At 72.5% G+C, this 25504-nt stretch carries 27 protein-coding genes; 8 read left to right on the top strand and 19 right to left on the bottom strand.

Annotated elements, in window-relative coordinates; all coding sequences use genetic code 11:
- Positions 1–166 precede the first annotated feature (166 nt).
- From C1N91_RS02280 to C1N91_RS02270, 3 genes are all read left to right on the top strand, one after another.
- Positions 167–760, top strand: coding sequence for a nitroreductase family protein (locus C1N91_RS02280; protein WP_137766427.1), 594 nt, complete (start codon positions 167–169; stop codon positions 758–760).
- Between the two features lie 159 nt (positions 761–919).
- On the top strand, positions 920–1321 hold the full coding sequence (locus C1N91_RS02275) for an acyl-CoA thioesterase (RefSeq protein ID WP_137768617.1): 402 nt from the start codon (positions 920–922) through the stop codon (positions 1319–1321).
- Positions 1322–1350: 29 nt separating this feature from the next.
- The gene (locus tag C1N91_RS02270) at positions 1351–2109 is read left to right on the top strand and encodes an HAD-IIB family hydrolase (RefSeq protein WP_137766426.1); all 759 of its coding nucleotides are present in this window, start codon (positions 1351–1353) and stop codon (positions 2107–2109) included.
- A 93-nt stretch (positions 2110–2202) separates the two neighbouring features.
- Here the strand turns inward: C1N91_RS02270 and C1N91_RS02265 are convergent, their stop codons facing one another.
- Both C1N91_RS02265 and C1N91_RS02260 read right to left on the bottom strand, forming a co-directional pair.
- Positions 2203–2826, bottom strand: coding sequence for a phosphoribosylanthranilate isomerase (locus tag C1N91_RS02265; protein ID WP_137766425.1), 624 nt, complete (start codon positions 2824–2826; stop codon positions 2203–2205).
- 82 nt (positions 2827–2908) lie between these two features.
- Entirely contained in the window at positions 2909–3961 is a 1053-nt protein-coding gene (locus C1N91_RS02260) for a serine/threonine-protein kinase (RefSeq protein WP_175415874.1), read from the bottom strand.
- A gap of 201 nt (positions 3962–4162) precedes the next feature.
- On the opposite strand from C1N91_RS02260, the gene C1N91_RS02255 reads away from it, so the two are divergent.
- Positions 4163–4366 (top strand): DUF2945 domain-containing protein, encoded by a 204-nt coding sequence (locus tag C1N91_RS02255; RefSeq protein WP_058741762.1) that lies wholly within the window; start codon positions 4163–4165, stop codon positions 4364–4366.
- A 4-nt stretch (positions 4367–4370) separates the two neighbouring features.
- Here C1N91_RS02255 and C1N91_RS02250 read toward each other — a convergent pair whose 3' ends face one another.
- The gene (locus tag C1N91_RS02250; RefSeq protein ID WP_394587140.1) at positions 4371–5174 is read right to left on the bottom strand and encodes a DedA family protein; all 804 of its coding nucleotides are present in this window, start codon (positions 5172–5174) and stop codon (positions 4371–4373) included.
- A gap of 202 nt (positions 5175–5376) precedes the next feature.
- Here C1N91_RS02250 and C1N91_RS02245 point away from each other — a divergent pair, with 202 nt between their 5' ends.
- The 3 genes from C1N91_RS02245 (at position 5377) to C1N91_RS02235 (ending at position 7612) form a co-directional block, all read left to right on the top strand.
- On the top strand, positions 5377–6552 hold the full coding sequence (locus C1N91_RS02245; protein WP_137766423.1) for a sensor histidine kinase: 1176 nt from the start codon (positions 5377–5379) through the stop codon (positions 6550–6552).
- On the top strand, positions 6545–7198 hold the full coding sequence (locus C1N91_RS02240) for a response regulator (protein WP_254678307.1): 654 nt from the start codon (positions 6545–6547) through the stop codon (positions 7196–7198). Before C1N91_RS02245 ends, C1N91_RS02240 begins: the two co-directional genes overlap by 8 nt.
- 108 nt (positions 7199–7306) lie before the next feature.
- Positions 7307–7612 (top strand): hypothetical protein, encoded by a 306-nt coding sequence (locus C1N91_RS02235; protein WP_137766422.1) that lies wholly within the window; start codon positions 7307–7309, stop codon positions 7610–7612.
- 253 nt (positions 7613–7865) lie between these two features.
- Here the strand turns inward: C1N91_RS02235 and C1N91_RS02230 are convergent, their stop codons facing one another.
- From C1N91_RS02230 to C1N91_RS02165, 15 genes are all read right to left on the bottom strand, one after another.
- A complete protein-coding gene (locus C1N91_RS02230; protein ID WP_137766421.1) occupies positions 7866–10010 on the bottom strand; it encodes a PTS fructose transporter subunit IIABC in 2145 nt (714 codons plus the stop codon).
- A gap of 80 nt (positions 10011–10090) precedes the next feature.
- Positions 10091–11092, bottom strand: a complete 1002-nt coding sequence (locus C1N91_RS02225; protein WP_137766420.1) for a 1-phosphofructokinase family hexose kinase — start codon at positions 11090–11092, stop codon at positions 10091–10093.
- Positions 11089–11877, bottom strand: a complete 789-nt coding sequence (locus tag C1N91_RS02220; RefSeq protein ID WP_137766419.1) for a DeoR/GlpR family DNA-binding transcription regulator — start codon at positions 11875–11877, stop codon at positions 11089–11091. Before C1N91_RS02220 ends, C1N91_RS02225 begins: the two co-directional genes overlap by 4 nt.
- Before the next feature lie 110 nt (positions 11878–11987).
- Entirely contained in the window at positions 11988–12542 is a 555-nt protein-coding gene (locus C1N91_RS02215; RefSeq protein WP_058729621.1) for a DUF2231 domain-containing protein, read from the bottom strand.
- A gap of 122 nt (positions 12543–12664) precedes the next feature.
- Positions 12665–13852: an ABC transporter permease gene (locus C1N91_RS02210; protein ID WP_137766418.1), complete on the bottom strand. Its 1188-nt coding sequence runs from the start codon at positions 13850–13852 to the stop codon at positions 12665–12667.
- A complete protein-coding gene (locus C1N91_RS02205; protein ID WP_137766417.1) occupies positions 13849–14619 on the bottom strand; it encodes an ABC transporter ATP-binding protein in 771 nt (256 codons plus the stop codon). Before C1N91_RS02205 ends, C1N91_RS02210 begins: the two co-directional genes overlap by 4 nt.
- Positions 14616–15749, bottom strand: coding sequence for a peptidoglycan-binding protein (locus C1N91_RS02200; RefSeq protein WP_137766416.1), 1134 nt, complete (start codon positions 15747–15749; stop codon positions 14616–14618). Before C1N91_RS02200 ends, C1N91_RS02205 begins: the two co-directional genes overlap by 4 nt.
- A 101-nt stretch (positions 15750–15850) precedes the next feature.
- Positions 15851–16351 (bottom strand): hypothetical protein, encoded by a 501-nt coding sequence (locus tag C1N91_RS02195; RefSeq protein WP_137766415.1) that lies wholly within the window; start codon positions 16349–16351, stop codon positions 15851–15853.
- 151 nt (positions 16352–16502) lie between these two features.
- Complete coding sequence (locus C1N91_RS02190; RefSeq protein ID WP_137766414.1) at positions 16503–17009, bottom strand: hypothetical protein; 507 nt, start codon at positions 17007–17009, stop codon at positions 16503–16505.
- Positions 17010–17099: 90 nt separating this feature from the next.
- The gene (locus C1N91_RS02185; RefSeq protein ID WP_137766413.1) at positions 17100–17612 is read right to left on the bottom strand and encodes a hypothetical protein; all 513 of its coding nucleotides are present in this window, start codon (positions 17610–17612) and stop codon (positions 17100–17102) included.
- A gap of 111 nt (positions 17613–17723) precedes the next feature.
- Positions 17724–18908, bottom strand: coding sequence for a sensor histidine kinase (locus tag C1N91_RS02180; protein WP_137766412.1), 1185 nt, complete (start codon positions 18906–18908; stop codon positions 17724–17726).
- Positions 18905–19558, bottom strand: a complete 654-nt coding sequence (locus C1N91_RS02175) for a response regulator transcription factor (protein WP_058749949.1) — start codon at positions 19556–19558, stop codon at positions 18905–18907. Before C1N91_RS02175 ends, C1N91_RS02180 begins: the two co-directional genes overlap by 4 nt.
- A 22-nt stretch (positions 19559–19580) precedes the next feature.
- Entirely contained in the window at positions 19581–19703 is a 123-nt protein-coding gene (locus C1N91_RS17085; RefSeq protein WP_302641588.1) for a hypothetical protein, read from the bottom strand.
- Positions 19704–19870: 167 nt separating this feature from the next.
- Complete coding sequence (locus C1N91_RS02170) at positions 19871–22039, bottom strand: ATP-dependent Clp protease ATP-binding subunit (protein ID WP_137766411.1); 2169 nt, start codon at positions 22037–22039, stop codon at positions 19871–19873.
- Positions 22040–22137: 98 nt separating this feature from the next.
- Positions 22138–23568 (bottom strand): MFS transporter, encoded by a 1431-nt coding sequence (locus tag C1N91_RS02165; protein ID WP_137766410.1) that lies wholly within the window; start codon positions 23566–23568, stop codon positions 22138–22140.
- Between the two features lie 170 nt (positions 23569–23738).
- Between C1N91_RS02165 and C1N91_RS02160 the strand changes: the two genes are divergently transcribed.
- Positions 23739–25043, top strand: a complete 1305-nt coding sequence (locus tag C1N91_RS02160; protein WP_137766409.1) for a heparan-alpha-glucosaminide N-acetyltransferase domain-containing protein — start codon at positions 23739–23741, stop codon at positions 25041–25043.
- A 156-nt stretch (positions 25044–25199) separates the two neighbouring features.
- Here C1N91_RS02160 and tatA read toward each other — a convergent pair whose 3' ends face one another.
- A complete protein-coding gene (gene tatA, locus C1N91_RS02155) occupies positions 25200–25490 on the bottom strand; it encodes a twin-arginine translocase TatA/TatE family subunit (protein WP_394587132.1) in 291 nt (96 codons plus the stop codon).
- Positions 25491–25504 lie beyond the last annotated feature (14 nt).

Genomic DNA, 25504 nt, shown 5'->3' with positions numbered 1-25504 from the left:
ACCATCCTCGCAGCCCGGAGCCACGCACGGCGACCAGCACGGCAACACGTGCAGTCGAGCAGCCGAGCAGCCGTGCAACCGAGCAACTGGGCGGCCGAGCAGCACGCTCACATGTGACGTCACTCAGCCGGGAAATGCGTACGCATCGACTACCGTTGCAGCCACCATGACCTCGACGCCCGACACGCTCACCCGTTCGACCGACTCCAGCCAGCCGCTCGTGCCGCTGCTCGAGGAGCGCTGGAGCCCGCGCTCCTACGACGACGCCGCGACGATGACCGACGCCCAGCTGGACGCCGTCCTCGAGGCCGCTCGCTGGGCCTCATCCGCGATGAACCACCAGCCGCGCCGCTTCATCGCCGGCCGTCGTGGGACCGACACCTTCGCGAAGATCAACGACAACCTGCTCGGCTTCAACGCCGCCTGGGCCTTCCGTGCCAGCGCCCTCGTCGTCGGGATCCTCGAGACCACGACCGAGGACGGCGAGGCGCGCCCGTTCGCGCAGTACGACCTCGGCCAGTCCCTCACCGCGCTGACCGTCCAGGCGCACGCCGAGGGCCTCCACGTGCACCAGATGGCCGGCATCGACGCCGAGGGCCTGCGCGCTGCGTTCGACCTGCCCGAGCGCTTCCTGCCGTACACGGTGACCGCGATCGGCACCGTCGCGGACCCGTCGCAGCTCGACGAGAAGGCCGCCGAGCGCGAGGTCGCCCCGCGCACCCGCCTGCCCCTCGACGAGGTCGTCCTCGTCAAGGAGTAGCCGACAGCCGCGGGAGCACACGACGGCCGGACCCCCACGGGTCCGGCCGTCGTAGCATGTACGGACATGGATCAGCACCAGCAGCACCAGCCAGACCAGCAGCACCCAGACCAGCAGCACCAGCCCGGCCAGCAGCACCTCGACGTCCCGACGCCCGAGATGAACTTCTACACGCGCAAGTGGGTCCGTCCGGAGGACCTCAACGCGAACGGCACGCTGTTCGGCGGCAGCCTGCTCCGTTGGATCGACGAAGAGGCAGCCGTGTACGCGATCATCCAGCTCGGCAACGGCAAGGTCGTCACGAAGTACATGTCCGAGATCGTCTTCGTGTCCTCCGCGCGCCAGGGTGACATCGTCGAGATCGGCCTCGTCGCGACCCGCTTCGGCCGGACCTCGCTCACGATGCGCGCCGAGGCCCGCAACCTCTTCACGCACCGGAGCATCCTGACCATCGACGAGGTCGTGTTCGTGAACCTCGACGAGGACGGCAACCCCGCACCGCACGGCTGGACCGACATCACGTACGCCCGCGACCGCGTCCCCGCCGCCCACCGCGCCTGACGCAGGTCCCAGCTGACAGAATCGGGGGCATGACCACGCCCCGCCTCGTCGCCTTCGACCTCGACGACACCCTCGCGCCGTCGAAGTCCCCGCTCGACCCGCGCATGCTCGAGACGTTCGCGTCCCTGCTCGCCACCGTGCCCGTCGCGGTCATCTCGGGCGGCAACTTCCAGCAGTTCGAGCAGCAGCTCGTGCTCCCGCTCCGCGAGCGCGAGGGCCTCGTCCTCGACGACCTGCACCTGCTGCCGACCTGCGGCACGGCGTACTACCGCTGGTCGGGGTCGGACTGGGTCCTGCAGTACGCCGAGGACCTGACCGACGACGAGAAGGCCCGCGCCCTCGCGGCGGTCGAGACGCAGGCGAAGGCGGCCGGCTACTGGGAGTCGGAGACCTGGGGCGAGATCCTCGAGGACCGCGGGTCGCAGATCACGTTCTCGGCGCTCGGCCAGTCCGCCCCGGTGGACGTCAAGAAGCGATGGGATCCGACCGGTGAGAAGAAGGACCACCTGCGCCGGCTCGTCCAGGCGGAGCTCCCGGACCTCGAGGTCCGCTCCGGCGGCTCGACCAGCGTCGACATCACCCGGAAGGGCATCGACAAGGCGTACGGCATGCGCCGGCTCGCCGAGCTGACCGGCATCGCGCTCGACGACATGCTGTTCGTCGGCGACCGCCTCGACCCCGAGGGCAACGACTACCCGGTGAAGGCGCTCGGCGTCCCCTGCCACGCGGTGGAGGGCTGGGAGGACACGGACGCGTTCCTGACGGAGCTGATCCCGACCCTGCGCTGACGCGCCCACACGACGGACGGGAGGCCCGTGGCGGATCCGCCACGGGCCTCCCGTCCGTCATGTGGTGACGCCGCGCCCGTCACGGCACGTCCGTCAGGGGATGCTGCGGACCGCCTCGACGAAGGAGCGGATCTTCGCGGCGTCCTTGACGCCACGCTCCGACTCGACCCCGCTGGAGACGTCGACCCCGTCCGGGTCGAGCGCCTGCACGGCGGCGACGACGTTGGCGGGCGTCAGACCGCCGGCGAGGATCCAGGCTTCGTCCACCCGACCGGCGAGCGTCGCCGGGTCGACCAGGGTGCCGCTGCCGGGAACCGCGGCGTCGAGCAGCAGCAGGTCGTGGTCGAACTCGGCGCGCTGCTCGGCGGTCTCGCGCAGGTAGTCGTCGGCGGCGACGGCCCGGATGGTGAAGAACCCGGCGTCACGGGCGCGGGCGAAGTCGCTGACCGACTCGCGGCCGTGCAGCTGCAGGGTGGTGAGCCCGACCTCGGAGGCGATGCCGACCACCTCGTCGATCTGCTGGTCACGGAAGACCCCGACGGCGTCGATGCCCTCGGGCACCCGCTCGACGAGCTCCTTGGCGAGGTCGGCAGTGACGGTCCGGGGGCTGCCGGCGGCGAAGACGAACCCGACCGCGTCGGCACCGGCGTCCACGGCGGCGTCCACGGTCTCCGGCGTCGAGAGTCCGCAGATCTTGATCCATCGCTGGTCGGTCATGCCCCCATCCTGCCAGGGACCACCGTCCCGCGACGGCGTCGCGCGCACCGGTGGACGGAGCCGCCCCCGTGGACGGACGACCTCAGTGCAGGGTGCCCGCGACGTAGGCGGCGGCGCAGGCCGCGAGCACGCCGAACGTCGCGAACGAGCCGACGAGCACGTTCCGACGCCGCCACCGCCGAACGGCCGTGAAGGTCCCGCGCCTGGCGTGCTTGTGCGCCGCACGGTGCAGCTTGTGGTCGCGCTTGTGCTTCGTGCGCTCCGGCCCGAGCGGCACCGGACCGGTGATCTGCGTCGACCCACCGCGCAGCGCGTTCGCGACCGCGACCGCGGTCGGGCGCTTCGCCGGGTCGCGGTGCGTCATCTTGGCGAGCAGGTCCTTCCACTCGGCGCCGACCTCCGCGGGGACCTGGGGGTCGTTCCGGAGCCGCGCGAGGGCCGCTTCGATGAGGGTGCCGGAGTACTCCTGCTTGCCGGTCAGCGACTCGAGCAGCACCAGGCCGAGCGAGTAGACGTCGGTGGCGAAGCCGATCGGCTCACCCGCGACCTGCTCGGGGCTCAGGTAGGCCGCGGTGCCGATGATCGTGCCGTCGTTCGTCAGGCGCGAGCCGTCGACGAAGTGCGCGACGCCGAAGTCGGTGAGCTTGACCGAGCGGGCGAAGCCGGACGCACCCTCGTCGTTGATGAGGATGTTCGCCGGCTTGACGTCGCGGTGCACGATGCCGCGCGAGTGCACGTACGCGAGGGCGTCGGCGAGCTGCGCGCCGAGGTCGGCGACCTCGTAGTTGTGCAGCGGCCCGCCCGCGAGCCGCCGGAGCAGCGTCGTGTCGGCGATGAGCTCCATCACGATGAAGCGGTGCGGGCCGTCCTCGAACTCGTGGGTCCCGGCGTCGTAGAGCGGCACGAGCCCCGGGTGCGAGAGCATGCTGAGCAGGCGGATCTCGCGCTCCTGGCGGACGCGGTCGGCGGTCGTCATCGAATCCGGCGTCGCGAAGAGCTTCACGGCGACCAGCCGGTAGGTGTGCTCGTCGCGGGCTTCGTACACGGAGCCCATGCCACCGGTACCGATGAGCCGGACGAGCCGGTACCGGCCCGCGAGGACCGTGTCGGCTCGTGCGCTGTCGACCAGGGTCATGGTGCACGTCGTTCCGTCTGGAGCCATCGGGGACCGCGGCACACGCCGGCGAACTGACTCACCGTCAACGGTACGCGTCCCACCTCGATCCCGCAGGGGCGTTACGACATCGTGATGGGGGACAGATGCCCGTGGATCCGCGCATCCGCGCGGGTAGCGTCCGGGGTCACGCAACCGTACTGACTACGCAAGGAGGACATCGTGGCGCTGTCGAAGGGCGACGAGGTGCACTGGAACACCTCGCAGGGCAAGACCACCGGCAAGCTCGTCGAGAAGAAGACGAAGGACTTCACGTTCGACGGTCAGGACTTCAAGCCGACGGACGACGACCCGTACTGGATCGTCGAGTCGGAGAAGTCCGGCAACAAGGCCGCCCACAAGGAGTCGGCCCTCACGAAGAAGTGACCCGTCAGTCGTCCGCGGACGTCGCACGACGGCGTCCGCGGACGGCACCGGTCGACCCCGTGTCCTGCGCGTCCTGCGCGTCCTGCGCCACCGCGCGCTGCTCCGCCCGCTCGGCGCGGACCCGGCGGATGCGCCGGACCACGAACGTGACGACCACGACCGCGATCGCGACGTAGAGCACCCGGTCGATCCACTCGGTGTACTGCTCGACCTTGTCGTACTGCGTGCCGAACGCCGCACCGAGCAGCACGAGCGCGCTGTTCCAGATGCCGCTGGCGATGATCGTGAAGACGGAGAACGGCACCAGGTGCATCCGGTCCGCGCCGGCGGGCAGCGAGATCAGGCTGCGCACGATCGGCACGAAGCGGCCGAAGAAGACCGCGCTCCTGCCGTGCCGGTGGAACCAGTCGGCCGCCTTGCGGAAGTCGTCCTCGTCGACGAGCGGCAGTCGCCCCAGCAGTCGCACGGTCCGCTCGAACCCGATGACGGCACCGAGCCAGTAGAGCACGAGCGCGCCGAGGTACGACCCGAGCGTCGCCAGCACCAGCACGAGCACGAGGTTCATCTGCCCGGCACCGGCCAGGAAGCCCGCGAGCGGCAGGATGACCTCGGACGGGATCGGCGGGAACACCGTCTCGACGAAGAGCATCAGGGCGACGCCCCACTCCCCCAGTGCGTCGATGAGCTGCAGCACGAAGCCCGACAGGCCCCCGAGGTCCTCCGTGCCCTCCGGTCGGGAGCCCGCGGCGGTGGCGGTCGCACCCGCGGGCAGGGACATCGTCGGCGGCAGCGTGAGGGCGGTCGTCATCCCCCGAGTCTCCCTGAGCGTCCTGACAGATCGCGGTGCACCCGGTGACCGGCGGAGCCTCTCCGCAATCAGGAGTACAAAATACCGTATGACAGTCAGTGTTGAACGGTCACTCCTTCCTGCCGTCGAGGACGCCCGAGCGGAGTCCGACCCTCCCCGCAGACCTCCGACACCCCGAGGCCAGGACCTCGCCGTCGCCGCCGTGACGTTCGTCGCCGTCGCCGCCGTCTGCTGGGGGTGGGGACCCGACGGGCGACCGGTGTTCGCGTACTCCGGATGGGAGTGGGCGCTCCCCGCCGGGGCCGTCACCACCTTCGCCCTCGCCCGCCGGCGCGCACCGTGGCTGGTGCTCGCCGTCGCGATCGTGCTCGAGGGGATGACCCGACGCGCCGACATCGCCGCTGAACCCTTCACGACGGGGATCGCCCTGTTCTCACTCGCAGACCTCCGCGGTCGGCGGCAGGCGCTGCTCGCGCTCGCCCTGACCCTGGCGGCCCTCGGCCTGTCCGTCCCGCTCGCCGATCGGTCGCCCGCGGGACTCGCCCTCTGCGCCGTCGTCGCCCTGCTCGCCGTGTGGCTCGGGCTGCGGTTCCGGCGGGACCGCGACGCGGTCGACCGGGCGGACCGACTCGAACGACAGGTGCGCGCCGAACGCGAGCGCACTCGCGTGGCCGAGCTCGAGCGGACCGCGGCCGAGCACCGGGTCAATGTCGGACGCAGCGTCCACGACACCCTGACGAACACGGCGTGCCTCTCCGCCCGGCTCGCCGACGTCGCGACCGTCGCCGTGCGGCGGGACGACCACCGCGCAGCGCTCGACGCAGTCGCGCAGATCGCCCGGGTGAACCGCCAGGGTCTGGCCGAGATCCGTGCCCTGGTGAGGGACCTCGTCGACGACGACGTGGCGGGCGAGGCCGGGTCGGTCGTCGCCAGCATCGACGACGTCCTGTCCGCCGCACGGCGGGCCGGGCTCCCGATCCGCGCCTCCGTCCAGGGCGCCCCCGCGAGCGGCGAGCTCCTCGGCATCGCCGTCCGCGTGTTGCGCGAGTGCCTCGCGAACGCGATCCGGCACGCCGAGCCGGACCGGGTGGAGGTGACCATCGCGTTCGAGGACGGCGCCCGCGACGACCCCAGCGGGCACCCCGAGCGCGACGGACATCCCGAGCGCGACGGGCACCCCGGCGGCCGGTGCCGCATCGAGGTCGTGAACGACGGCGTCGATCCTGCCCGGACCGGGTCACCCGACGGCGGTGTCGGCACGATCAGCCTGCGCGCACTGGCCGAGGAGCACGGCGGGACGTTCGCGTCCGGGCCGGGGGCGGACGGCACCTGGCGTGTGTGCTTCACGGCGACCACGGAGGGAGGCCGGCGTGGCTGACGTCACCGTGTTCCTCGTCGAGGACCAGGCCCTCCTCCGCACCGCCACCGCCATGCTCGTGGGCGCCCAGCCCGGCCTCCGTCTCGTCGGCGACGCCGCGGACGGTGACACCGCGATCGAGCGCGTCACCCGCCTCCGGCCCCAGGTGGTCCTCATGGACATCCGGATGCCGGGCACCGACGGCATCGCGGCGACGCGGCAGATCACCGCCACGACGGACAGCCGGGTGCTCCTGCTGACGTCGTTCGAGACAGACGACAACGTGCTCGCGGGCTCCGACGCGGGAGCCAGCGGGTTCCTGCCCAAGGAGACCGAACCGGCCGAACTGGCGCGGGCCGTGCACGCTGTCGCGGAGGGTGCAGCCTTCGCCTCCCCGCACGCGACGAACCTGCTCCTGGAGCGCGCCCGGCTGCGCGGCGTGTTCCGGCCGGCGTCGTCGCCGCCCTTCGAGCTCCTCTCCGACCGGGAGCGCGAGGTCGCCCTGCTGGTCGCGCGCGGCCTGTCGAACGCGGAGATCAGCCGGGCGCTGTTCATCAGCGAGGCGACCGTGAAGACCCATGTGGCCCGGACGCTCCGGGTGTACGGGCTCCGCAGCCGCGTGCAGGTCGCCGTGCTCGCACACCGCTCCGGCTGGGTCGACGACTGACGGGGGTGAGTGGTCCTCCCGGCCATCCGCTCAGACCTTCGACGGACCGACACGGCCCCCGGACGGGACCACCATGTCCCACAGGTCCGAACGAAGGGATGTACCACCGTGAACCGATCCACCACCAGCCGTCTCGTCCTGATCGCCGGGCTCGTCGGCGCCCTCGTGCTCCAGGTCCCGGCGATCGCGTCCGTCTCGATCGGCGAGCCGCCGCAGCCAGTCGTCGCGAGCACCCCGGTGCAGCGCGAGCAGCGGCAGCACGGCGTCGCTGAGCTGGTCGGGCGGGATGCCTGCCTGCTCACCGGCACGGAGCACTCCGACCAGTGCATGCGCGAGACGGTTGCTCGCGGCAACGGCGACCGGCGTCGGCAGCCGGCCCCGCAGCAGCAGCGCACCCTCGTGGTCGGCGGGTGAGCCGGCGGTGTCGGGCGGTCGTTCCTCCACCACGTCTCCGCCGCCCGGCACCGTCTCCGCCCCCGTCCGGCCTCCCTGGTGCTGCCCCGAGACGCCGGCGTCGGACCGAGACGCTCCTCTCCTGTCGAGACACCCTCGGATCCCGCGGCGTCTCGGCGGGAGTCCGGCGTCTCGCGCAGAGCGGCACGACGACGGACGGGAGGCCCGTGGCGGATCCGCCACGGGCCTCCCGTCCGTCAGGTGGTGACGACCGCTACACGGCGGCCGGCGCGCGCTGGCCGACCGTCTCGCCGGCCACCGCTGCCTGCTCGGCGGCGACGGACTCGGCGGCGGGCGACTTCCGCACCCACTTCTTCAGGGCGACCAGGACCAGCGCGGAGACGACCGTCCCGGCCACGATCGCGATGACGAACATCGCGATGTTGCCGATCGCGAAGAACACGAAGATGCCGCCGTGCGGCGCACGCGAGGTCACACCGGCCGCCATCGAGATCGCGCCCGTGACCGCGGCACCGATCATCGATGCCGGGATGACCCGCAGCGGGTCGGCAGCGGCGAACGGGATCGCACCCTCGGAGATGAACGACGCACCGAGGAGCCACGCGGCCTTGCCGTTCTCGCGCTCCGGCTTCGTGAAGCCCTTGCGGTAGAGGACGGTCGACGCGAGGGCCAGGGCGAGCGGCGGGACCATGCCCGCGGCCATCACGGCGGCCATGATCTCGAACGGCACGACGTTCGTCGCGGTGCCGGCACCGAGCCCGGCGACGGCGAACGAGTACGCGACCTTGTTGACCGGGCCGCCGAGGTCGAACGCCATCATCAGGCCGAGGATGACACCGAGCAGGATCGCCGAGGCACCGTTGAGCGAGTTCAGCCAGTTGGTGAGCTGCGTCATGAGCCAGGCGATCGGACCGCCGAGCACGAGGAGCATGAGGCCCGAGGCGATGATCGACGCGAAGAGCGGGATGATCACGACCGGCATGAGGCCGCGGAGCCAGCGCCAGGTCGGGATGCGGCCGATCCAGTACGCGGCGGCACCGGCGATGAGACCACCGACGAGCCCGCCGAGGAAGCCGGCGTTCATGAAGACGGCGATCGAACCGGCGACGAAGCCCGGTGCGATGCCCGGACGGTCGGCGATCGCGTAGGCGATGTACCCGGCGAGGGCTGCGACGAGGAACCCGAGGGACACCCCGCCGATCTGGAACGCGGCCGCGCCGAGGTAGTAACCCAAGCCCTCCGGCGGCAGGTTGAGCAGCGTGTAGTTCGTCAGCGTGTAGACGGCGTTGTTCTGCCCGGAGTCGCCGTGCGGGAGCGCGATGGCGTAGCCGGAGAGCAGGAAGCCGAGGGCGATGAGGAGACCGCCGCCCGCGACGAACGGGATCATGTAGCTGACGCCGGTGAGGAGCCAGCGCTTGAGTGCCTGGCCGAAGTGCTCGTCGGCCTTGTTCGACTCGGACGCGGTCGCGGCACCGCCCTGCACGCGCGCGGCGTGCGGGTCGTCGGCGGCGCGGATCGCCTCGGCGATCATCGCGTCGGGCTCGTCGACGCCGCGCTTGACCGGGCCGGAGACCAGCGGCTTGCCGGCGAACCGACCGCGGTCGCGGACGTCCACGTCGACCGCGAACACGACGGCGTCGGCCCGGGCGATCAGGGCGGGGTCGAGCGGCTCGACCTGCGAGGAGCCCTGCGTCTCGACGTGCATCTCGGCACCGGCGCGCTCGGCGGCGGCGACGAGGGCGTCGGCGGCCATGTAGGTGTGTGCGATGCCGGTCGGGCAGGCGGTGACGCCGACGATGACCTTGCGGGCACCGGCGCTACCGGTGGCGGCACCGGCTCCGGCGGCGGTCGCGGCGGCAGCACCGGTCGCGCCGGCCGTCGTGCTCGGCCGGGAGGCACTGCTCGCGTTCCCCACACCGGCTGCGGCGACCTCGCCGCCCACCTCGCGCTGCACCAGGTCGACGATCTCCTGCGGCGTCGAGGCGGCGCGCAGGGCTGCGGTGAAGTCGTCGCGGATGAGGGCGCGAGCCAGGGTCGACAGGACGGTGAGGTGGTCCTTGTCGGCGCCCTCCGGCACGGCGATCATGAAGACGACGTCGGCGTCGCCGTCCGGCGCACCGAACGGCACCTTCCGGGCGAGCCGCGAGAACGCCAGCGTCGGGCTCGACACCGAGGCCGACCGGGCGTGCGGGATCGCGATGCCGCCGGGCACGCCGGTGCCGACGCTCGCCTCGCGCGTGATGGCGTCCTCGGCCAGGGTGGCGCCGTCGGCCGCGCGGCCGGTCGCGGCGACGCGGTCGGCGAGCACGCGGATGACGTCGGACGACGTGGCGCCGAGGTCCTCGTCGAGGCCGACGAGCTCGGCGCTGATGAGGCGCTGCGTCGTGTCTGCGGACATGGGGTTGCTCCTTTGCAGTGGCGCCGTGGCGCGGGCAGTGCGGGTTCGAGGGGTGGTGCTGCGGGGTTGTGCGGGGACGGTCAGGCGATCGGTGCCGGGACCTGCGTCGTGTGCAGGGTCCGGACGGTCACGCTGCCGGGGTCGGTGTGGTCGAGGGCGGGGACGTCGCTGCCGGGCAGCGCGGCGGCGGCGGCTCCGGTGGCGACGGCCTGGGCGAGACGCTCGGCTGCGGAGGCACCGGCGACCTCGGCGAGCAGGTAGCCCGCCAGGGACGAGTCGCCGGCGCCGACGGTCGAGCGGGCGGTGATCCGCGGTGCGGCGGCAGCGTGGCTGCCCTCGCCGGAGACGAGCACGGCGCCCGCGCTGCCCAGGGTCAGCAGGACGGTGTCGACGTGCTTGTCGCGCAGCCGGTGGGCGGCGGCGACGGCCGCCTCGAGGTCCTGCTCGTACACCTCGGGGTCGCCGCCGACGACCTCGGCGAGCTCCTCGGCGTTCGGCTTGACCAGGTCGATCCGTTCGCCGGACTGCAGCAGCGCCGTGAACGGGACGCCCGACGAGTCGACCGCGATCCGGACGGTGTCGCCGTGCCGCTCGCGCACCGCACGGACGAGCACGGCGAGCGCGTCGTCGGGCAGCCCGGGCGGCAGGGACCCCGCGAACACCACCCAGCGCGCGGCCGGGCCGGTCGGGGTCGGGCCGGCGGCGTCGGCGACGAGCGCGGCGAGGTCATCCAGGCGCCCGGCGAGCGAGGGGCCGGGCTCGTTGAGCTTCGTCGTCGTGCCGGTGGGCTCGGTGACGGTGACGTTCGAGCGCAGCGGGGCCCCGATCGGCAGCGCGGCGGTCGGGATGCCCCGGGTCGCCAGGCCGAGCAGGACGGGGTCGAGCTCGTCGCCGGGCAGCACCGCGAGGGTGTCCCCACCGCTCGCGACGACGACCCGCGAGACGTTGACGCCCTTGCCGCCGGGCTCCGCCGTCGTACGGACGGCCCGCTGCACGGCGCCGCGCTGGAGTTCGCCGCCGAGCTCGATCGTGCGGTCGAGGGACGGGTTGGGCGTCACGGTGACGATGCGGGTGCTGTTCATGCGACCACGACCTCCACGTCGGCGTCGGTGAGCGCACCGGCGAGGTCGGCCGGCGGCTCCTGGTCGGTGACGAGGGTGTCGACCTCGTCGAGTCGGGCGAAGCGCATGAGCGCCTCGACCCCGTGCTTGGCGGCGTCGGCGAGCACCACGCTGCGGCGGGCTGCGAGCACGTAGGCGCCCTTCACGGCGGCCTCGTACTCGTCGGGCGTGCTCAGGCCGAAGCCCGCGGACAGGCCGTTCGTGCCGACGAAGGCGATGTCGGGGCGGAGGGCGCCGATCTGCTGCACGGTGGCCGTGCCGACCGCGGCGCTCGTGACCCCGCGCACCCGGCCGCCGAGCAGGTGCAGCTCGACGTGCTCGCTGTGCTGCAGGGTGGCGGCGATCGGCACCGAGTTCGTGACGACGGTCAGGGTCGCACCGGGGGTCGCCGGCTCCCAGCGGACGAGTTCGGCGGCGACGGCGGCGCAGGTGGTGCCGGCGTCGAGGGCGATCGAGCCGGTGAAGGTCGCGGGCACCAGGTGCATCGCGGCGCGGGCGATCGCGGTCTTCGCGGTGCCGTGCTGGCCCTCCCGCTCGGCGACGCTCAGCTCGACGACGCTCGACCGGCCCGCGGGGACGGCTCCCCCGTGCACGCGGCGCAGGACTCCGGCGGCCTCGAGGGCGTCGAGGTCGCGGCGGACGGTCTCGGTGGTGACGTCGAAGTGCTCGGCGAGGTCGGCGACGGACACCCGCCCGGCCGACTGCAGCGCGGCGGCGATGGCGTCCTGCCGCTCCGTTGCGTACATGCCCGGACTCCTTCGTTCCCGTTGGTTCCAGGAACTGTACGTCCGAAAGTCACACGAACGCAACTGTTCTGTCGTGAAACCAACACGAACGAAGGACGAGCGGGACGATCTCAGTCGTCGAACGGCACGCGGTCGCTCGATCCGACGCCCGCGCGCTGCCGGTACGACAGGTGCCCACCGAGGTACCCGCCGACGCTCACGACGGTGAGCCCGACGAAGCCGAGGGCCTTGCCCGCGGCCGTGTTGCCCTTCCGGCGCTGCCACCACGACAGCCCGAAGAACGTGATGCCGACCCAGTTGACGGCCTGGTGCACCCACCCGGTGCGACGCTGCTCGAGCGAGAGCTCGGCCCAGTCGACGTACCCGGCGGTGGACGCAGCCGTCGCCGACACCAGACCGACCCCGGTCAGGGTCTTCGCGGCCCGGGCGTTGCCCTTCCCGCCGATGGTGTCGAGGACGGCGGCGGAGATCCACGCGCCGAGCGGCACCTGGACCATGAGCGGGTGCAGCGGGTGGCCGAACGGTACGCCGTGCAGCAGCTGCCGCAGGGCGCGGGGCTTCGCGACGGCACGGACGACGCGCGTGTCGACGTCGACGGCCTTGTCGAGGACGCTCGCGCGCTCGATGGAATCGGTGAGGCGACGCAGGATCGGCAGCTCTGGCATGCCCTGGACGCTAGGCCGGGAGGCCCGGTGCCGGTTCCAGGGACCGGCACCGGGCCTCCCGTCGGTGCGTCTGGTGGATCGACCGCCGCTGGTCGAGCGGCGGCGGTCCGGAACCGCTCGGCTCAGACGGCGGCGAGTGCGGAGGTCGGTGGGATGCGTGCCGCGCGTGCCGCCGGGTAGATCCCGGAGACCCCACCGATCACGACGGTCGCGCCGAGGCCGCCGGCGACAGCCCAGAGCGGCACCGCGAGCGGAGCGCCGTTCGCGGCCGCGAAGGCGGCGGTCACCCCCACGCCGATCACCACCCCGGCGACACCGCCGAGGAACGACAGCAGCAGCGACTCCACCAGGAACTGGTCGCGGATGTTGCGGCGCCGGGCACCGAGCGCACGGCGGACACCCACCTCGGCCCGTCGTTCGAGGACGGTGATCACCATGGTGTTCGCGACGCCGATGCCGCCGACCAGCAGTGCCACGCCGCCGATGCCGACGAGGAGCCCGGTGAACGAGTCGTCCGTGGCGTTCTTCGCGGCGAGCGCGTCGGACGGGTTCGTCACCCCGACGTCAGCGGGGCTGTCCGGACGGATGGCCCGGGCCAGGACGTCGCGGGCCTGACCGACACGCTCTGGGTCGACCCGCGTGTAGACCGCCGTCGGGTGGCCGTCGAAGCCGAGCTCGGCCGCGAGCCCACCCGGCACGAAGACCTGGTTGTCCAGGTCGGGCGCGAGTGCCATCGGCCCGAGGATCCCGACGACCTGCACCCACGATCCGTTCATCCAGACGCGGGTGTCCGCCGCGACCCGGTCGATGCCGAGCGACGCGGCCGCCTGGCTGCCGAGGACGACCTGGGGGACGGCGTCGGCGCGGGTGTCCAGCCACCGACCGGACACCACCGTCCCACCGAGCACCGCGGGGACGTCGCCCCACGCGGTCATCGTGCCGATGCCCTTGGTCTCGAGCGGGGACACGAGCGCGTTCCGGTAGGGCGCCCGGCGCGGGACGGTGCCGACGCCGGCGGCCGTGAGCACGTCGTCCTGCCGCTCGGCGGACGCGACCGCGGTCTCCGGCAACGGTGGCGTCTCGCCGAAGCCCTGCGCCTTGGTCGCCGTGAGCACGTTCGTGCCGAGGGCGTCGAGGACCTGGTCGAGCTTCGCCTTGCTCGACGAGGAGATCCCGACCACTGCGATCATCGCCGCGATGCCGATCGCGATGCCGAGCGCGGAGAGCACCACGCGGGTGGGGCGGGTGCGCAGGCCGAAGAGCCCGAGTCGGAGCAGGTCGCCGGGGCGGACGGCGTTCCGGCGGCTCACCGGGCTCCCTCCTGCCCGGTCGACCCGAAGGCGCCGACGAGCCCCGTACCCGCCGTGCGGATCGTCCGTGCGAGCTCGCGGGCGTCGACCCCGTCGCCGCGGGAGTCCTGCTGCACCAGTCCGTCGCGCATCCGGACCTGGCGGGGCAGGGCCGCTGCGAGCTCGAGGTCGTGGGTGATGACGAGCACCGTCGTCCCGCCGACGTTCAGTTCCCGGAGCAGGTCGAGGATCGCCGCGCCGGAGGCCGTGTCGAGCGCACCGGTCGGCTCGTCGGCGAGCAGGATCGTCGGGTCGCCGACGATCGCCCGCGCGATGGCGACCCGCTGCTTCTCACCGCCGGACAGCTGGTTCGGCCGGTGGTCGACCCGGTGCCCGAGCCCGACGCGTTCGAGGGCGACCACCGCGCGTCGTCGGCGCTCGTGCCGGCCGACGCCCGCGTAGAGCAGGCCGTCGGCGACGTTCTCGGTCGCGGTCGCCCCTGCCTGCAGGTGGAAGTGCTGGAACACGAAGCCGATGTGGTCGGCGCGGAGCTCGGACAGCGCGTCGTCCGCCATCGTCTGCACGTCGTTGCCGGCGATCGTCAGGCTGCCGGAGGTCGGCCGGTCGAGCGTCCCGATGATGTTGAGCATCGTCGACTTGCCGGAGCCGGACGGCCCGACCACGGCCACGAGTTCACCCGCGTCGACGGACAACGACACCCCGCGGAGCGCCCCGACCTCGCCGTAGGTCTTGACGAGGTCGTCGAGCACGAGGACGGGGGCGGTCACGAGGGCACCACCACCTGGTCGCCCTCGCGGACGTCCCCGGTGACGGCGACCCGACCGTTCGCCACGAAGCCGGCCTCGACCGGGACACGCTTCGTGTCGCCGTGTCGCACCACGTCGACCGCGTAGCCGTCCGATCCGTGCGCCACGAGCGCCGCGACCGGCACCGACAGCACGTCCTGCTCGCTGCGACCGGCGACGATCACCTGCGCCGTCGCGGCCGCTGGCAGCTGCCGGTCCCCCGCCTCGATCGACACGGTCGCCCGGACCTTCGGTGCGCCGCCGTTGTCGTCCTCCACGGGCTCGGTCGCGACGACCTTGCCGGGCAGGGCATCGCCGCCGCCGTTGATCCGGACCGAGACCTCGGCCCCGACCGTGAGCCGGTCCGCGTCCTGCTGCCCGACGGTGGTGTCGACCACGCGGCTGGTGCTCGTGACGCTGATGACGTTGCCGCCGGAGCCCCCGGCCGATCCGCCGCCGGCATCTCCACCGGCGTCACCACCGCCGCCACTCCCGACGGTCTGGCCGAGCGTCCCGTCGACCTTCGCCACGCGGACGTCGCCGTCGACGAAGGCGATGTCGTCGGCGCCGATCGTGCCGGTGACCGTGCGGTGGCGGTCCTTCTGCCACTGCCGGACCCCCGCGAGCGTGCGCTTGCCGAACCGGTCGTCCTCGACGACGCCGTACCCGAGCGCCGCGAGGTTCCGGTTGAGCTGCGCGACGTCCTGACCGCGGTCGCCGTACTCGAGCGTGCGCCACAGCGGGACGGTGCCGTACATCGCCCGGACGGGCTCCTCGTCGACCGCGTAGAGCGGCTCGTCGCGGTGGATGACCTGGCCCGGGTCCGGGAGCCACGTGATGGTGCCCGATGCCGCGGCCGGTACGCCGACCGGGGCGCCGTAGCCGAGCGTGCCCGCGAAGACGTTCGACTCGGTCAGGTCGCCGCGGGTGACCGGCGACGTGGAGCGGTGCTCCGTGGCGGTGTCCTCGTCGGCGGCGGAGGCTGCGGTCGGCTGGCCGCTGAGCAGCGCCCAGGACGCGCCACCGGCGCCGAGGACGGCGACCAGGCAGACGGAGGCGACGACGACGCGCCGACGGCTGCGGCCGGGTCGGGAGTGGGAGGTGGGGGTCATCAGGACCTTCCTGGGGTCGGTGTGTGAGGTGGGGTGAGGTGGGGTGGTGCCGCGCGGCAGTGCCGGGCGGGTGCATGCCCGGTGGGTCAGCGCCCGGCGGGTCAGCGCCCGGCGGTCCGGCTGTCCGGCGAGTACTCCGCCATGCAGTCGGTCACGACCCCGTCGAACTCCGGCTCCTCCGACCGGGGGTACCCCTCGGTCGTGAAGCCGCCGTCCTGCTCGGGGAAGTCCGGGTAGCCGCGCTCGCGGATGCACGACGCGACCTGCTGGTACTCGCGCCGGAACTTCTGCTCGGTCGCGTCGTCGGCACCGGTGACCCCGAGCGAACGGGAGCACGTGCCCGCCTGCTCGGCGAACGCGTGCTGGTCGACGCCCTGCGGAGCGGTCGCAACCCCGGAGGTCACGGCGTCGTCGTCCGGATCCTCGACGTCGAAGCCGGCCGCGCGCATGCAGTCGCCCCACTGTGTCCCGATGCCCTTCGCCGCCGTGGTGGGGGCGGTCCCCGCGTCGGGCGTACTGCAGGCGGAGAGGGTGAGCGGGAGGGCGATGAACAGGGCGACGGTGCCGAGCGTGACGCGGCTGCGGACGGGCGTGTGGGTCATGGGTCCATGGAATGAGACGGGCTGTTTCCCCAGGTGGTCAGGACGGGTTGCACCGGCGAAACACGACGACGCCCCCGCCGGGTCGGCAGGGGCGTCGTGGTCAAGGGTCGTGGTCGGCGTGCAGATTGGCGCCGTGTCGGGCGGGGAGCGCTCAGCCCGGGTTCTGCTGCTTCGTGTCCGGAGCGAACTCGGCGAGGCAGTCCTGGAAGGTCTTCTCGAACGCCGGCTCTGAGGCGCGGGCGTACTCGCCGGTACTGAGCACCCCGGGCTCCTGCTCGGGGAAGTCGGCGTAGCCGTGCTCACGGATGCACGACGCGACCTGGCTGTACTGGCGCTCCCAGGTCTGTCGCTGCGCGTCGTCGGCGCTCTTGAGCCCGAGGTCCTGCTGACACGTGCGGGCGGCTTCGCCGAACGCCTGCTCGTCGGCGCCCGGCGGCGTGCGGACGACCCCCGACGCGAGTTCCTCGTCAGCGGGGTCGGGGACGTCGAACCCTGCGGAGCGCATGCAGTCGCCCCACTTCGCACCGACTCCCTGGGCGGCGGAGGTGGAGTCCGCACCGGGGTCGGCGGAGGAGCAGGCGGACAGGGCGAGCGGGAGTGCGGCGAGCAGTGCGACGGCGGTCAGGACGGCGCGCGGGCGGAAGGTCGTTTCGGTCATGGACCCATGGAACGAGGAGCGACGTTTCAGCAGGCGGTCGGCCGAGGTTGCAGCGGCGAAACACAGTGGTTCCGCCGCTGCACGCACCGGTCAGCCGCGGGGAGCCTGCACTCCGGCACCGTCGCCGTGCTCTGTGACGCACTTGTCGAGCGCCGCATCGAAGCCGTCGCCGTCGTGCGGCACGTACTCGCCCTGCGCCCCCGGGTCGTCGGGGTAGTCGGCGAAGCCCGAGTCGCGCAGGCAGGCCGCCACCGCGGGGCCGAACCCGAACGGCGTCGCCGGGCCCTGTGCATCACCCGCACTCCGGTTCTTCGCGCTGCACTCCTCGTCGGCCTTCAGGTACTCGTCGGGATCGGCGCCCTCCGGGATCGAGAAGTTCCCGGAGGTGAACTGCTCGTCCGAGACGTCGAACCCCTTGTCGCGCAGGCACTTCGCGTTCGCCAGGAGCTTCTCGCGCTGGCTGCCCTCGGCCGAGGTCGTTCCGCCCGCTGCGTCGGGAGCGTCGGGCCCCGAGGAACACGCGGTGAGCGCGCACCCTGCCAGGAGCACGGTGGCGAGGACGGCCGAGAGCCGTCCGATGGTCTGCTTCGTCGTGGTGGTCATGTGACCAGTGCACCCGGAGCGGTGTTTCGGCACGACGTGCGGCGGAGTGACATCGACGAAACACCGGTAGCCGGCTGCGAAGACCTCGCCAGGACCACCGCCGATCCCGGCTCAGCCCGTCGCGACCCGCACCCGGAGGCCGCCGTCCGGTCGGGGCTCGACGGCCAGGGACCACCCGTGGGCGCGGACGATCGCCGCGACGATGGACAGCCCGAGACCGCTGTGGCGCCCGGTCGCAGCGCCCTGCGCCCCGCGGCGGAACGGCTCCACGAGCACGGCGACCTCGTCCGCCGACACCACCGGCCCCGAGTTCTCGACGCAGAGGCCGTCCGGGCAGACCGACACGCGGACGAACCCGCCGGGCTCGTTGTACTCGACGGCGTTGTCGACGAGGTTCGTCACCAGCTGCCGGACGAGCACCGGCTCGGCCGACACCACGGCGGACGGGGCCGGTTCGACCGTCAGGGCCACCCCCGCGGTCCGGGCGTGGTCCCGCTGCCCGGCGACCACCTGTCCCGCGAGCTCGGCGAGGTCGAGGTCGTCGACGCGGCCGTCGAGCCCGCGATCCGCCTCGGCGAGCGCCAGCAGGCTCTCGACCAGGTGCTCGGTCCGCCGGTTCTGCTCGAGCAGTTCCTCGCGGACCGCGACGACGTCGTCCGGACCAGAGCCCTCAGCCAGGCCGACCTGCAGGGCGGCGCGCTGCACGGCCAGCGGGGTCCGCAGCTCGTGCGATGCCTGTGCGACGAAGCGCCGCTGGCTCTCGAACGCCGCCTCGAGGCGGTCGAGCAGGTCGTCGATCGTCCCTGCGAGCCGTCGGAGCTCGTCGTCGGGGCCGTCGAGTCCGATGCGCTCGTGCAGGGTCGACGCGGACAGCCGGCGTGCGGTGTCGGTGATCCGATCGATCGGTCGGAGGACCCGGCGGCTGACGACCCATCCGGTCCCGCCCGCCAGCAGTCCGGCGGCGAGCACCCCGACGGCGGCCCACTGCCACTGGGTGCGGTTCGCCTCCGCGACCACCATCACCGCCTCGGCACCACGGACGTCCCGAGCACCCCCTGCCGGGGTCTCGGAGCCGTGCCCCGGTCGGAGCTCGGAGCCAGACCACCACTCGCCGTCGTCGCCCTCGGTGGTGCTCCGCAACGAGGGCGTCCGTTCGGCCGCGCCGCCGTCGATCGTCCCGGTGAGCGTCACCGTCGAGGCCCACGTCACCAGGAGCACGACGGCCGCGGTCAGGACCATCGAGGCGACCGCGAACGTCAGGGTCGTCCGCGCCCGGATGGACCAGAGTCGGGTCACAGCGCGTAGCCCTTGCCCGGGACGGTCCGGATCGGGTCCGGGGCACCGAGCTTCTTGCGGAGCTTCGACATCGTCACCCGGACGGCGGCGGTGAACGGGTCGATGTTCATGTCCCAGACCTTCTCGAGGAGCTCTTCGGCGGAGACGATCCGTCCGTCCGCGCGGAGCAGGACCTCGAGCACCCCGAGCTCCTTCGTGGTGAGGTCGAGCGGCCGACCGTCGCGTGTGGCGATGCGGCGGTTCGAGTCGAGGAGCAGGCCGTCCCGCTCGAGCACCGGCGCGACGGCGGCGGTGCTGCGTCGACCGAGCGCGCGGACCCGGGCGACGAGCTCGGGGAACTCGAACGGCTTCGGCAGGTAGTCGTCGGCGCCGAGCTCGAGCCCGTGGACGCGGTCCGTGAGCGCCGTCGCGGCGGTCAGCATGAGGATCCGCGTGCAGCCGGACCGGGCGGTCTGCCGTCGGGCGACCTCGTCCCCGTGCATGCCGGGGAGGTCACGGTCGAGCACGACGACGTCGTAGTCGTTCACGGCGAGCAACTCGTCGGCGTGGTCACCGCGGTACGCCACGTCGACGGCCATGTCCTGACGCGTGAGGCCACGGGCGATCAGGTCGGCCAGGGCTGTCTCGTCATCCACCACCAGTACGCGCATGAGTACATGACACATGACATTTCTATGCATCGGCTGGGTCGACGTGCACGGTGCCGCGTCGCTCGTCCAGGTGGACGACGAAGGCGCGGCTCTCCGGGCCGGGGACGACGAAGAGGGGAACGGTGTCGATCGAGAGTGTGTCCATGTGGCGAGCCTGTCGGTCCGCCTGTTTCCGCGGCGTAACCGGGTCGGCGACCACGGACGGCACGCGACGGCCTGGAGGCCCGGTGCCGGTCTCGTGGACCGGCACCGGGCCTCCAGGCCGTCACCGCGGAGCGGTCGGTCCCGTCGCGACCGGAACCGACCGTCCGCCTACTCCTCGACGATCTCGGCCAGCTCGAAGGGCTCGACGACGAGCGCCTCGCCGTCGTCCGCGACGTCCACACGGACCGTGTCGCCGTCGCGGACGTTGCCGGCCAGGATGGCCCGCGCCAGCTGGTCGTCGATCTGCCGCTGCATGAGCCGGCGGAGCGGCCGCGCGCCGTACACCGGGTCGTACCCGCGCTCGGCGAGCCACCCGCGGGCCTGCGGTGTGACCGCCAACTCGAGCCGCCGGTCGGACAGTCGGCGCGCGAGCCGGTCGACGTACAGCGAGACGATCTGGCCGAGGTCCTCGTGCGTCAGCGCCTGGAACACGACGATGTCGTCGAGACGGTTGACGAACTCGGGGCGGAACGACTGCTGGACGAGCTCACGGACGGCCTCCTCGCGCTGGGTGGCGCTGAGCGACGCGTCGGTCAGGAACTGCGAGCCGAGGTTCGACGTCAGGATCACGATGGTGTTCCGGAAGTCGACCGTTCGCCCCTGCCCGTCGGTCAGGCGCCCGTCGTCGAGCACCTGGAGCAGCACGTCGAAGACCTCGGGGTGCGCCTTCTCGATCTCGTCGAGCAGCACCACCGAGTACGGCCGACGCCGGACGGTCTCGGTGAGCTGCCCGCCGGCCTCGTACCCGACGTACCCGGGCGGGGCGCCGATGAGCCGCGCGACCGAGTGCTTCTCGCCGTACTCGCTCATGTCGATGCGGACGAGGGCCTTCTCGTCGTCGAACAGGAACTCGGCGAGCGCCTTGGCCAGCTCGGTCTTGCCGACCCCGGTGGGACCGAGGAACAGGAACGAGCCGGTGGGTCGGTCCGGGTCGGAGATGCCCGCGCGGGTGCGACGGACGGCCTCGGACACGGTGCCGACGGCGCTGCGCTGCCCGATGATCCGGCGGCCGAGCTCCGTCTCGAGGTGCAGGAGCTTCTCGGTCTCACCCTGCAGCAGGCGACCCACCGGGATGCCCGTCCACTGCGCGATCACGGCGGCGATGTCCTCGTCGGTGACGCTGTCGTTCACCATGCGCTCAGCACTCTCGGCCTGCTCGGCGGCGGCGAGCTCGGCCTCGATGCGGGGCTTCTCGCCGTACTCGAGCCGCGAGACCGTCTCGTAGTCGGCCTCGCGCTGCGCCCGCTGACTACGCATGTTCAGGTCGTCGAGCTGCTGCTTCAGCTCACCGATGCGGTTCAGGGTGGCGCGCTCGGCCTGCCAGCGCCGCTGGAGTTCGTCGAGGCGTTCCTGGCGTCCGGCGAGCTCGGCGCGCAGGGTCTCGAGCCGGGCCTTCGAGGCGTCGTCCTTCTCCTGCTTGAGCGCGAACTCCTCGACGCGCAGCCGGTCGACGGAGCGCTTCAGCTCGTCGATCTCGACCGGGGACGAGTCGATCTCCATGCGCAGGCGCGACGCGGCCTCGTCGATCAGGTCGATCGCCTTGTCGGGCAGCTGGCGGCCGGAGATGTACCGGTTCGACAGGCTCGCTGCGGCGACGAGGGCGGAGTCGTTGATCGTCACCTTGTGGTGCGCCTCGTAGCGCTCCTTGAGCCCTCGGAGGATCGCCACGGCGTCCTCGACGCTCGGCTCCCCCACGTAGACCTGCTGGAAGCGTCGTTCGAGGGCGGCGTCCTTCTCGATGTACTGGCGGTACTCGTCGAGCGTGGTCGCGCCGATGAGCCGGAGCTCACCGCGCGCCAGCATCGGCTTGAGCATGTTCGACGCGGCGACCGAGCCCTCGCCGCCGCCGGCGCCCATCAGGGTGTGCAGCTCGTCGATGAAGGTGATGACCTGGCCGTCGGAGTCGTTGATCTCCTTGAGCACCGCCTTGAGGCGCTCCTCGAACTCGCCGCGGTACTTCGCGCCGGCGATGAGGGCGGAGATGTCGAGCGACACGAGTCGCTTGTCCTTGAGCGAGTCGGCGACGTCGCCGGCGACGATGCGCTGCGCGAGCCCCTCGACGACGGCGGTCTTGCCGACGCCGGGCTCGCCGATGAGCACCGGGTTGTTCTTGGTGCGTCGGGTCAGCACCTGCGAGACGCGGCGGATCTCGGCGTCACGCCCGATGACCGGGTCGAGCTTGCCGCTCCGGGCGATCGCGGTGAGGTCGACGCCGTACTGCTCGAGGGCGGTCTTCTGCCGCTCCTGCGAGTCGGGGGCGCCCTGGAGGTTCGCCATGCGGTCCGTCCTTTCCGTTGCGGTGGTCGTGTGGTGTCGTACTGCTCGCACGTCGCGTCCTGCGCGCGCGTCTCGTACTTGAGTCTACTCGACTCAACTCACGGACGGGGTGGTTTGTTCCGGAGCCCGACGGCACCGACGGCTGATCCGTTCCGGATCCCCATGGCGCTGACGAGCGCACCCGCGAGGAGCAGGACTGCCATGACGACCATCGCCCGGTGGAACCCGGCCGTGCTCACGCCGTCGCCACCGAGCACGACCCCGGCGAGCGCCACGACGACCAGTCCGGCGACCCGCGCGACGGCGTTGTTGACCGCCGATCCCACTCCGGCCTCGCGCTCCGGCACCGAACCGAGCACGGCACTCGTCAGCGGGGTCACCATCGTCGCGATGCCCACGCCGACGAGCACCAGCCCGGGCAGCACCGTCCACCAGTAGCCCGTCGATTCGTCACCGGCGCCGAGCATCACGAGCGCACCGACCGCGGCGATCGCCGGCCCCGCGGCCATGAACCACCGCGGGCCGTGGCGCCCGGCGAGCGCGCCGACCGTGGTGGACAGCGCGAGGAGCAGGATCGTCGGCGGCAGGCTCGCGACGCCGGCGAGCCAGGCGGGGAACGACCAGACCTCCTGCAGGAAGAGCGTCACGACGAAGCCGACCATCCCGAGCGCGCCGTAGATCGACAGGGTCGCGAGGTTCCCGACCGCGAAGTTCCGCGCCCGGAAGAGCTCGAGCGGCACGAGCGGCGCGCCCCCGGCCCGGGCGACCCGTCGCTCCCACGGCACGAACGCCACGAGCGCGACCGCGCCGGCGACGAGCGCGACCACCACCACGGGAGCGCCCCACCCGAGCCGCTCCTGCTCGATGAGCCCGAGCACCACGCCGCCCACACCGACGACCGCCAGGACGGCACCGACGATGTCGATCCGCGGTCGCCGCACCGGAGGCACGTCACCTGTGATCTGGAGCACCAGCGGGATCGTCACCGCGATCGGCACCGTGGTCAGCACGAAGATCCAGCGCCAGCCGATGCCGTCCACCACGAGGCCGCCGACCACCGGGCCGACGATGACCGCGGCACTCGACCAGGCCGTCCACGTGCCGATCACCCTCGCCTGCGCAGCACCGCGGTACGCGGCGACGATGAGTGCGAGTGAGCTCGGGGTGACGAGCGCCCCGCCGATCCCCTGCACCGCGCGCGCCACGACGAGCACCCCGCCCGACGGTGCGACCGCGCACGCGACCGAGGCCACCCCGAACACGACCAGCCCCCACGTGACGATCCGCACCCGCCCGAACACGTCCGAGAGCGATCCGGCGACGAGGATGAGCGACCCGAGGGTCACGAGGTAGGCGTCGACGACCCACTGCTGCACGACCAGCCCGCCGCCGAGTTCGTGCCGGATCGCCGGGAGCGCGACGGTGACCACGCTCGAGTCGAGCCCGACGACGAAGGACGCCAGGATCGCGACCACGAGGACGACACGACGATCACCGCGCAGTGGTGCCGTCGGGCGGTGCGGGTCCATGACCTCATCGTGCCCGCTCGGCCGCCGACCCGCGCACGGCCAGGGCTCACGGCCGCCGCCCGTCCCGCACCGGTCACACCAGGAAGAGCTCAGCATGCGCCCGGACCCTGCACGGCCGCGATCGGGGAGACGCACACGCTGACGAAACACCTGGTCGCCAGGATCGGGACATGCAACATTTCACGACGCGGCCCAGAGCCGCCAGCGCCGCCGCCACACCCGCCGCCACCGGTGACCGCCCACCACGACGCCCCCGACTCGACGGCCTCGACGCCGCACGCGGCCTCGCAGTCCTGGGGATGTTCGCCGCCCACCTCGCCCCACTCCACGACCCCGTCGACCTCGGCGACCCCTCGACGTGGGGTGCGATGGTCCACGGGCGGTCGTCCGTGCTGTTCGCGCTCTGCGCCGGTGTGTCCCTCGTCCTCGCGACCACCGGCCCGACCGAGCGCGGACGGATCCGCGACCGTCGGCACGTCCTGGCCCGAGCTGCCCTGCTCCTCGCGATCGGGGCGCTCCTGACCCTGGTCCCGGGCGGCATCCTCGTCATCCTGCCCACCTACGCCGTGCTGTTCGTCGCGGCGCTGCCGTTCCTGCGGCTCCGACTGCGCTGGGTGGTCCTGGCCGCGGTCCTCGCCCTCGTCGCCGGTCCCCCGGTCGCCCTCGTCGGCCAGTCGGTCGCCTCGCTGAGCGGTGTCGGACTCGCCGACCCGCTGTTCTCGGGCTACCCGGCGGTGTCGTGGTTCGGCGTCGTCCTCGCCGGCGTGCTCCTGGCGCGGCTCGGCCTCGAACGCCGGAGGGTCCTGTGGGGCGCGCTCGGCTCGGGGATCGGCGCAGCGATCCTCGGTTACGGCGGCGGGAGCGTCGTCGCGCACGCCTTCGGCATCTCCGGTCCGGTCGGCACGATGATCCCGATCCCCGACCTGTCCGGGTCGAGCACCGGACCCGGGTCCGGGTCTGTCACGATCCCGACGGGGTCATCCACGACGATGCTCGTCCCCGAGCAGCAGCCGCTCCCCGAGGTGAACTGGGCGCGACTGCTCGACGTCTCCCCGCACGGTGGCTCGACGTTCGAGCTCCTCGGGGCGATCGGGGTCGCGGTCGCCGTCCTCGCCGCGGCTTTGCTCCTCACGGCGGTCGCACCGCTGCGCCTGCGGCCGCTCTCATCGATCGGTCGGTGCGCCCTGACGCTGTACTGCGGACACGTCCTCGCAATCGGTGCATGGGTGGTCGCCGGACGTCCGGACCCGCTGCCGGCGCTCGACGGGTGGTTCCCGTACCTCGTCCTGATCGTGGCGGCCGCGGTCGCGGCGATCCTGCTCGACCGAGCCGGCAGACGCGGCCCCCTCGAGGCACTCGCCCGACGCTGCGCGCGATCCTTGGACGACCGCGGCGGCAGCGGCGACGTCGACGCCAACGCCGCTCGTGGCGGAACGCCCGAGGTCCTCCCCGCCCCTCGACCGGCCGTCACCTGATCGATCTCCGCCGAGGACCCGGACTCGGACGACGGCACCCGGAGACGTGGGAAGCCCCCGCGACCTGCTGGTCGCGGGGGCTTCCGCCGACAGGACGGGGCTGGGTGTCCTGGTCGTGTTCCCGAAGTGCGGGAGGTCCGGCGAGCTGGGATCGCCCTAGCTGCGGGGGTCGGTGTGCGCGTTCGGCTGGACCGAGGGGCCCGGGTTCACGACGGGGCCGGCGGTGTCGCTCTGCGGAGCCGAGTACTGGGCCGCCCCGGGCTGCGCGGCGTCCTGCACCGTACCGTCCTTCGCCGGCTTCTTGTCGTCGCCCATCTCCTTCTTGAAGATGTTGATCGACTGGCCCAGGCCCTTGGCGAGCGCGGGCAGCTTGGTCGCACCGAACAGCAGGATGATGATCCCGAGGATGATCAGCAGGTGGACGCCACCGAGGTTTCCGAGCATCATGTCTCCTTGTTCTG

The organism is Curtobacterium sp. SGAir0471, from assembly GCF_005490985.1.
Lineage (GTDB): Bacteria > Actinomycetota > Actinomycetes > Actinomycetales > Microbacteriaceae > Curtobacterium.
This window is presented reverse-complemented; position numbering and strand designations above follow the sequence as displayed.

Bases quoted from the DNA above. Each gene is read 5' to 3' on its own strand.
- C1N91_RS02280 (WP_137766427.1), top strand. From the start codon at position 167: ATGACCTCGACGCCCGACACGCTCACCCGTTCGACCGACTCCAGCCAG.
- C1N91_RS02275 (WP_137768617.1), top strand. From the start codon at position 920: ATGAACTTCTACACGCGCAAGTGGGTCCGTCCGGAGGACCTCAACGCG.
- C1N91_RS02270 (WP_137766426.1), top strand. From the start codon at position 1,351: ATGACCACGCCCCGCCTCGTCGCCTTCGACCTCGACGACACCCTCGCG.
- C1N91_RS02265 (WP_137766425.1), bottom strand. From the start codon at position 2,826: ATGACCGACCAGCGATGGATCAAGATCTGCGGACTCTCGACGCCGGAG.
- C1N91_RS02260 (WP_175415874.1), bottom strand. From the start codon at position 3,961: ATGACCCTGGTCGACAGCGCACGAGCCGACACGGTCCTCGCGGGCCGG.
- C1N91_RS02250 (WP_394587140.1), bottom strand. From the start codon at position 5,174: ATGACGACCGCCCTCACGCTGCCGCCGACGATGTCCCTGCCCGCGGGT.
- C1N91_RS02230 (WP_137766421.1), bottom strand. From the start codon at position 10,010: ATGTCCGCAGACACGACGCAGCGCCTCATCAGCGCCGAGCTCGTCGGC.
- C1N91_RS02225 (WP_137766420.1), bottom strand. From the start codon at position 11,092: ATGAACAGCACCCGCATCGTCACCGTGACGCCCAACCCGTCCCTCGAC.
- C1N91_RS02220 (WP_137766419.1), bottom strand. From the start codon at position 11,877: ATGTACGCAACGGAGCGGCAGGACGCCATCGCCGCCGCGCTGCAGTCG.
- C1N91_RS02215 (WP_058729621.1), bottom strand. From the start codon at position 12,542: ATGCCAGAGCTGCCGATCCTGCGTCGCCTCACCGATTCCATCGAGCGC.
- C1N91_RS02200 (WP_137766416.1), bottom strand. From the start codon at position 15,749: ATGACCCCCACCTCCCACTCCCGACCCGGCCGCAGCCGTCGGCGCGTC.
- C1N91_RS02195 (WP_137766415.1), bottom strand. From the start codon at position 16,351: ATGACCCACACGCCCGTCCGCAGCCGCGTCACGCTCGGCACCGTCGCC.
- C1N91_RS02190 (WP_137766414.1), bottom strand. From the start codon at position 17,009: ATGACCGAAACGACCTTCCGCCCGCGCGCCGTCCTGACCGCCGTCGCA.
- C1N91_RS02185 (WP_137766413.1), bottom strand. From the start codon at position 17,612: ATGACCACCACGACGAAGCAGACCATCGGACGGCTCTCGGCCGTCCTC.
- C1N91_RS02175 (WP_058749949.1), bottom strand. From the start codon at position 19,558: ATGCGCGTACTGGTGGTGGATGACGAGACAGCCCTGGCCGACCTGATC.
- C1N91_RS17085 (WP_302641588.1), bottom strand. From the start codon at position 19,703: ATGGACACACTCTCGATCGACACCGTTCCCCTCTTCGTCGTCCCCGGC.
- C1N91_RS02170 (WP_137766411.1), bottom strand. From the start codon at position 22,039: ATGGCGAACCTCCAGGGCGCCCCCGACTCGCAGGAGCGGCAGAAGACC.
- C1N91_RS02165 (WP_137766410.1), bottom strand. From the start codon at position 23,568: ATGGACCCGCACCGCCCGACGGCACCACTGCGCGGTGATCGTCGTGTC.
- C1N91_RS02160 (WP_137766409.1), top strand. From the start codon at position 23,739: ATGCAACATTTCACGACGCGGCCCAGAGCCGCCAGCGCCGCCGCCACA.
- tatA (WP_394587132.1), bottom strand. From the start codon at position 25,490: ATGATGCTCGGAAACCTCGGTGGCGTCCACCTGCTGATCATCCTCGGG.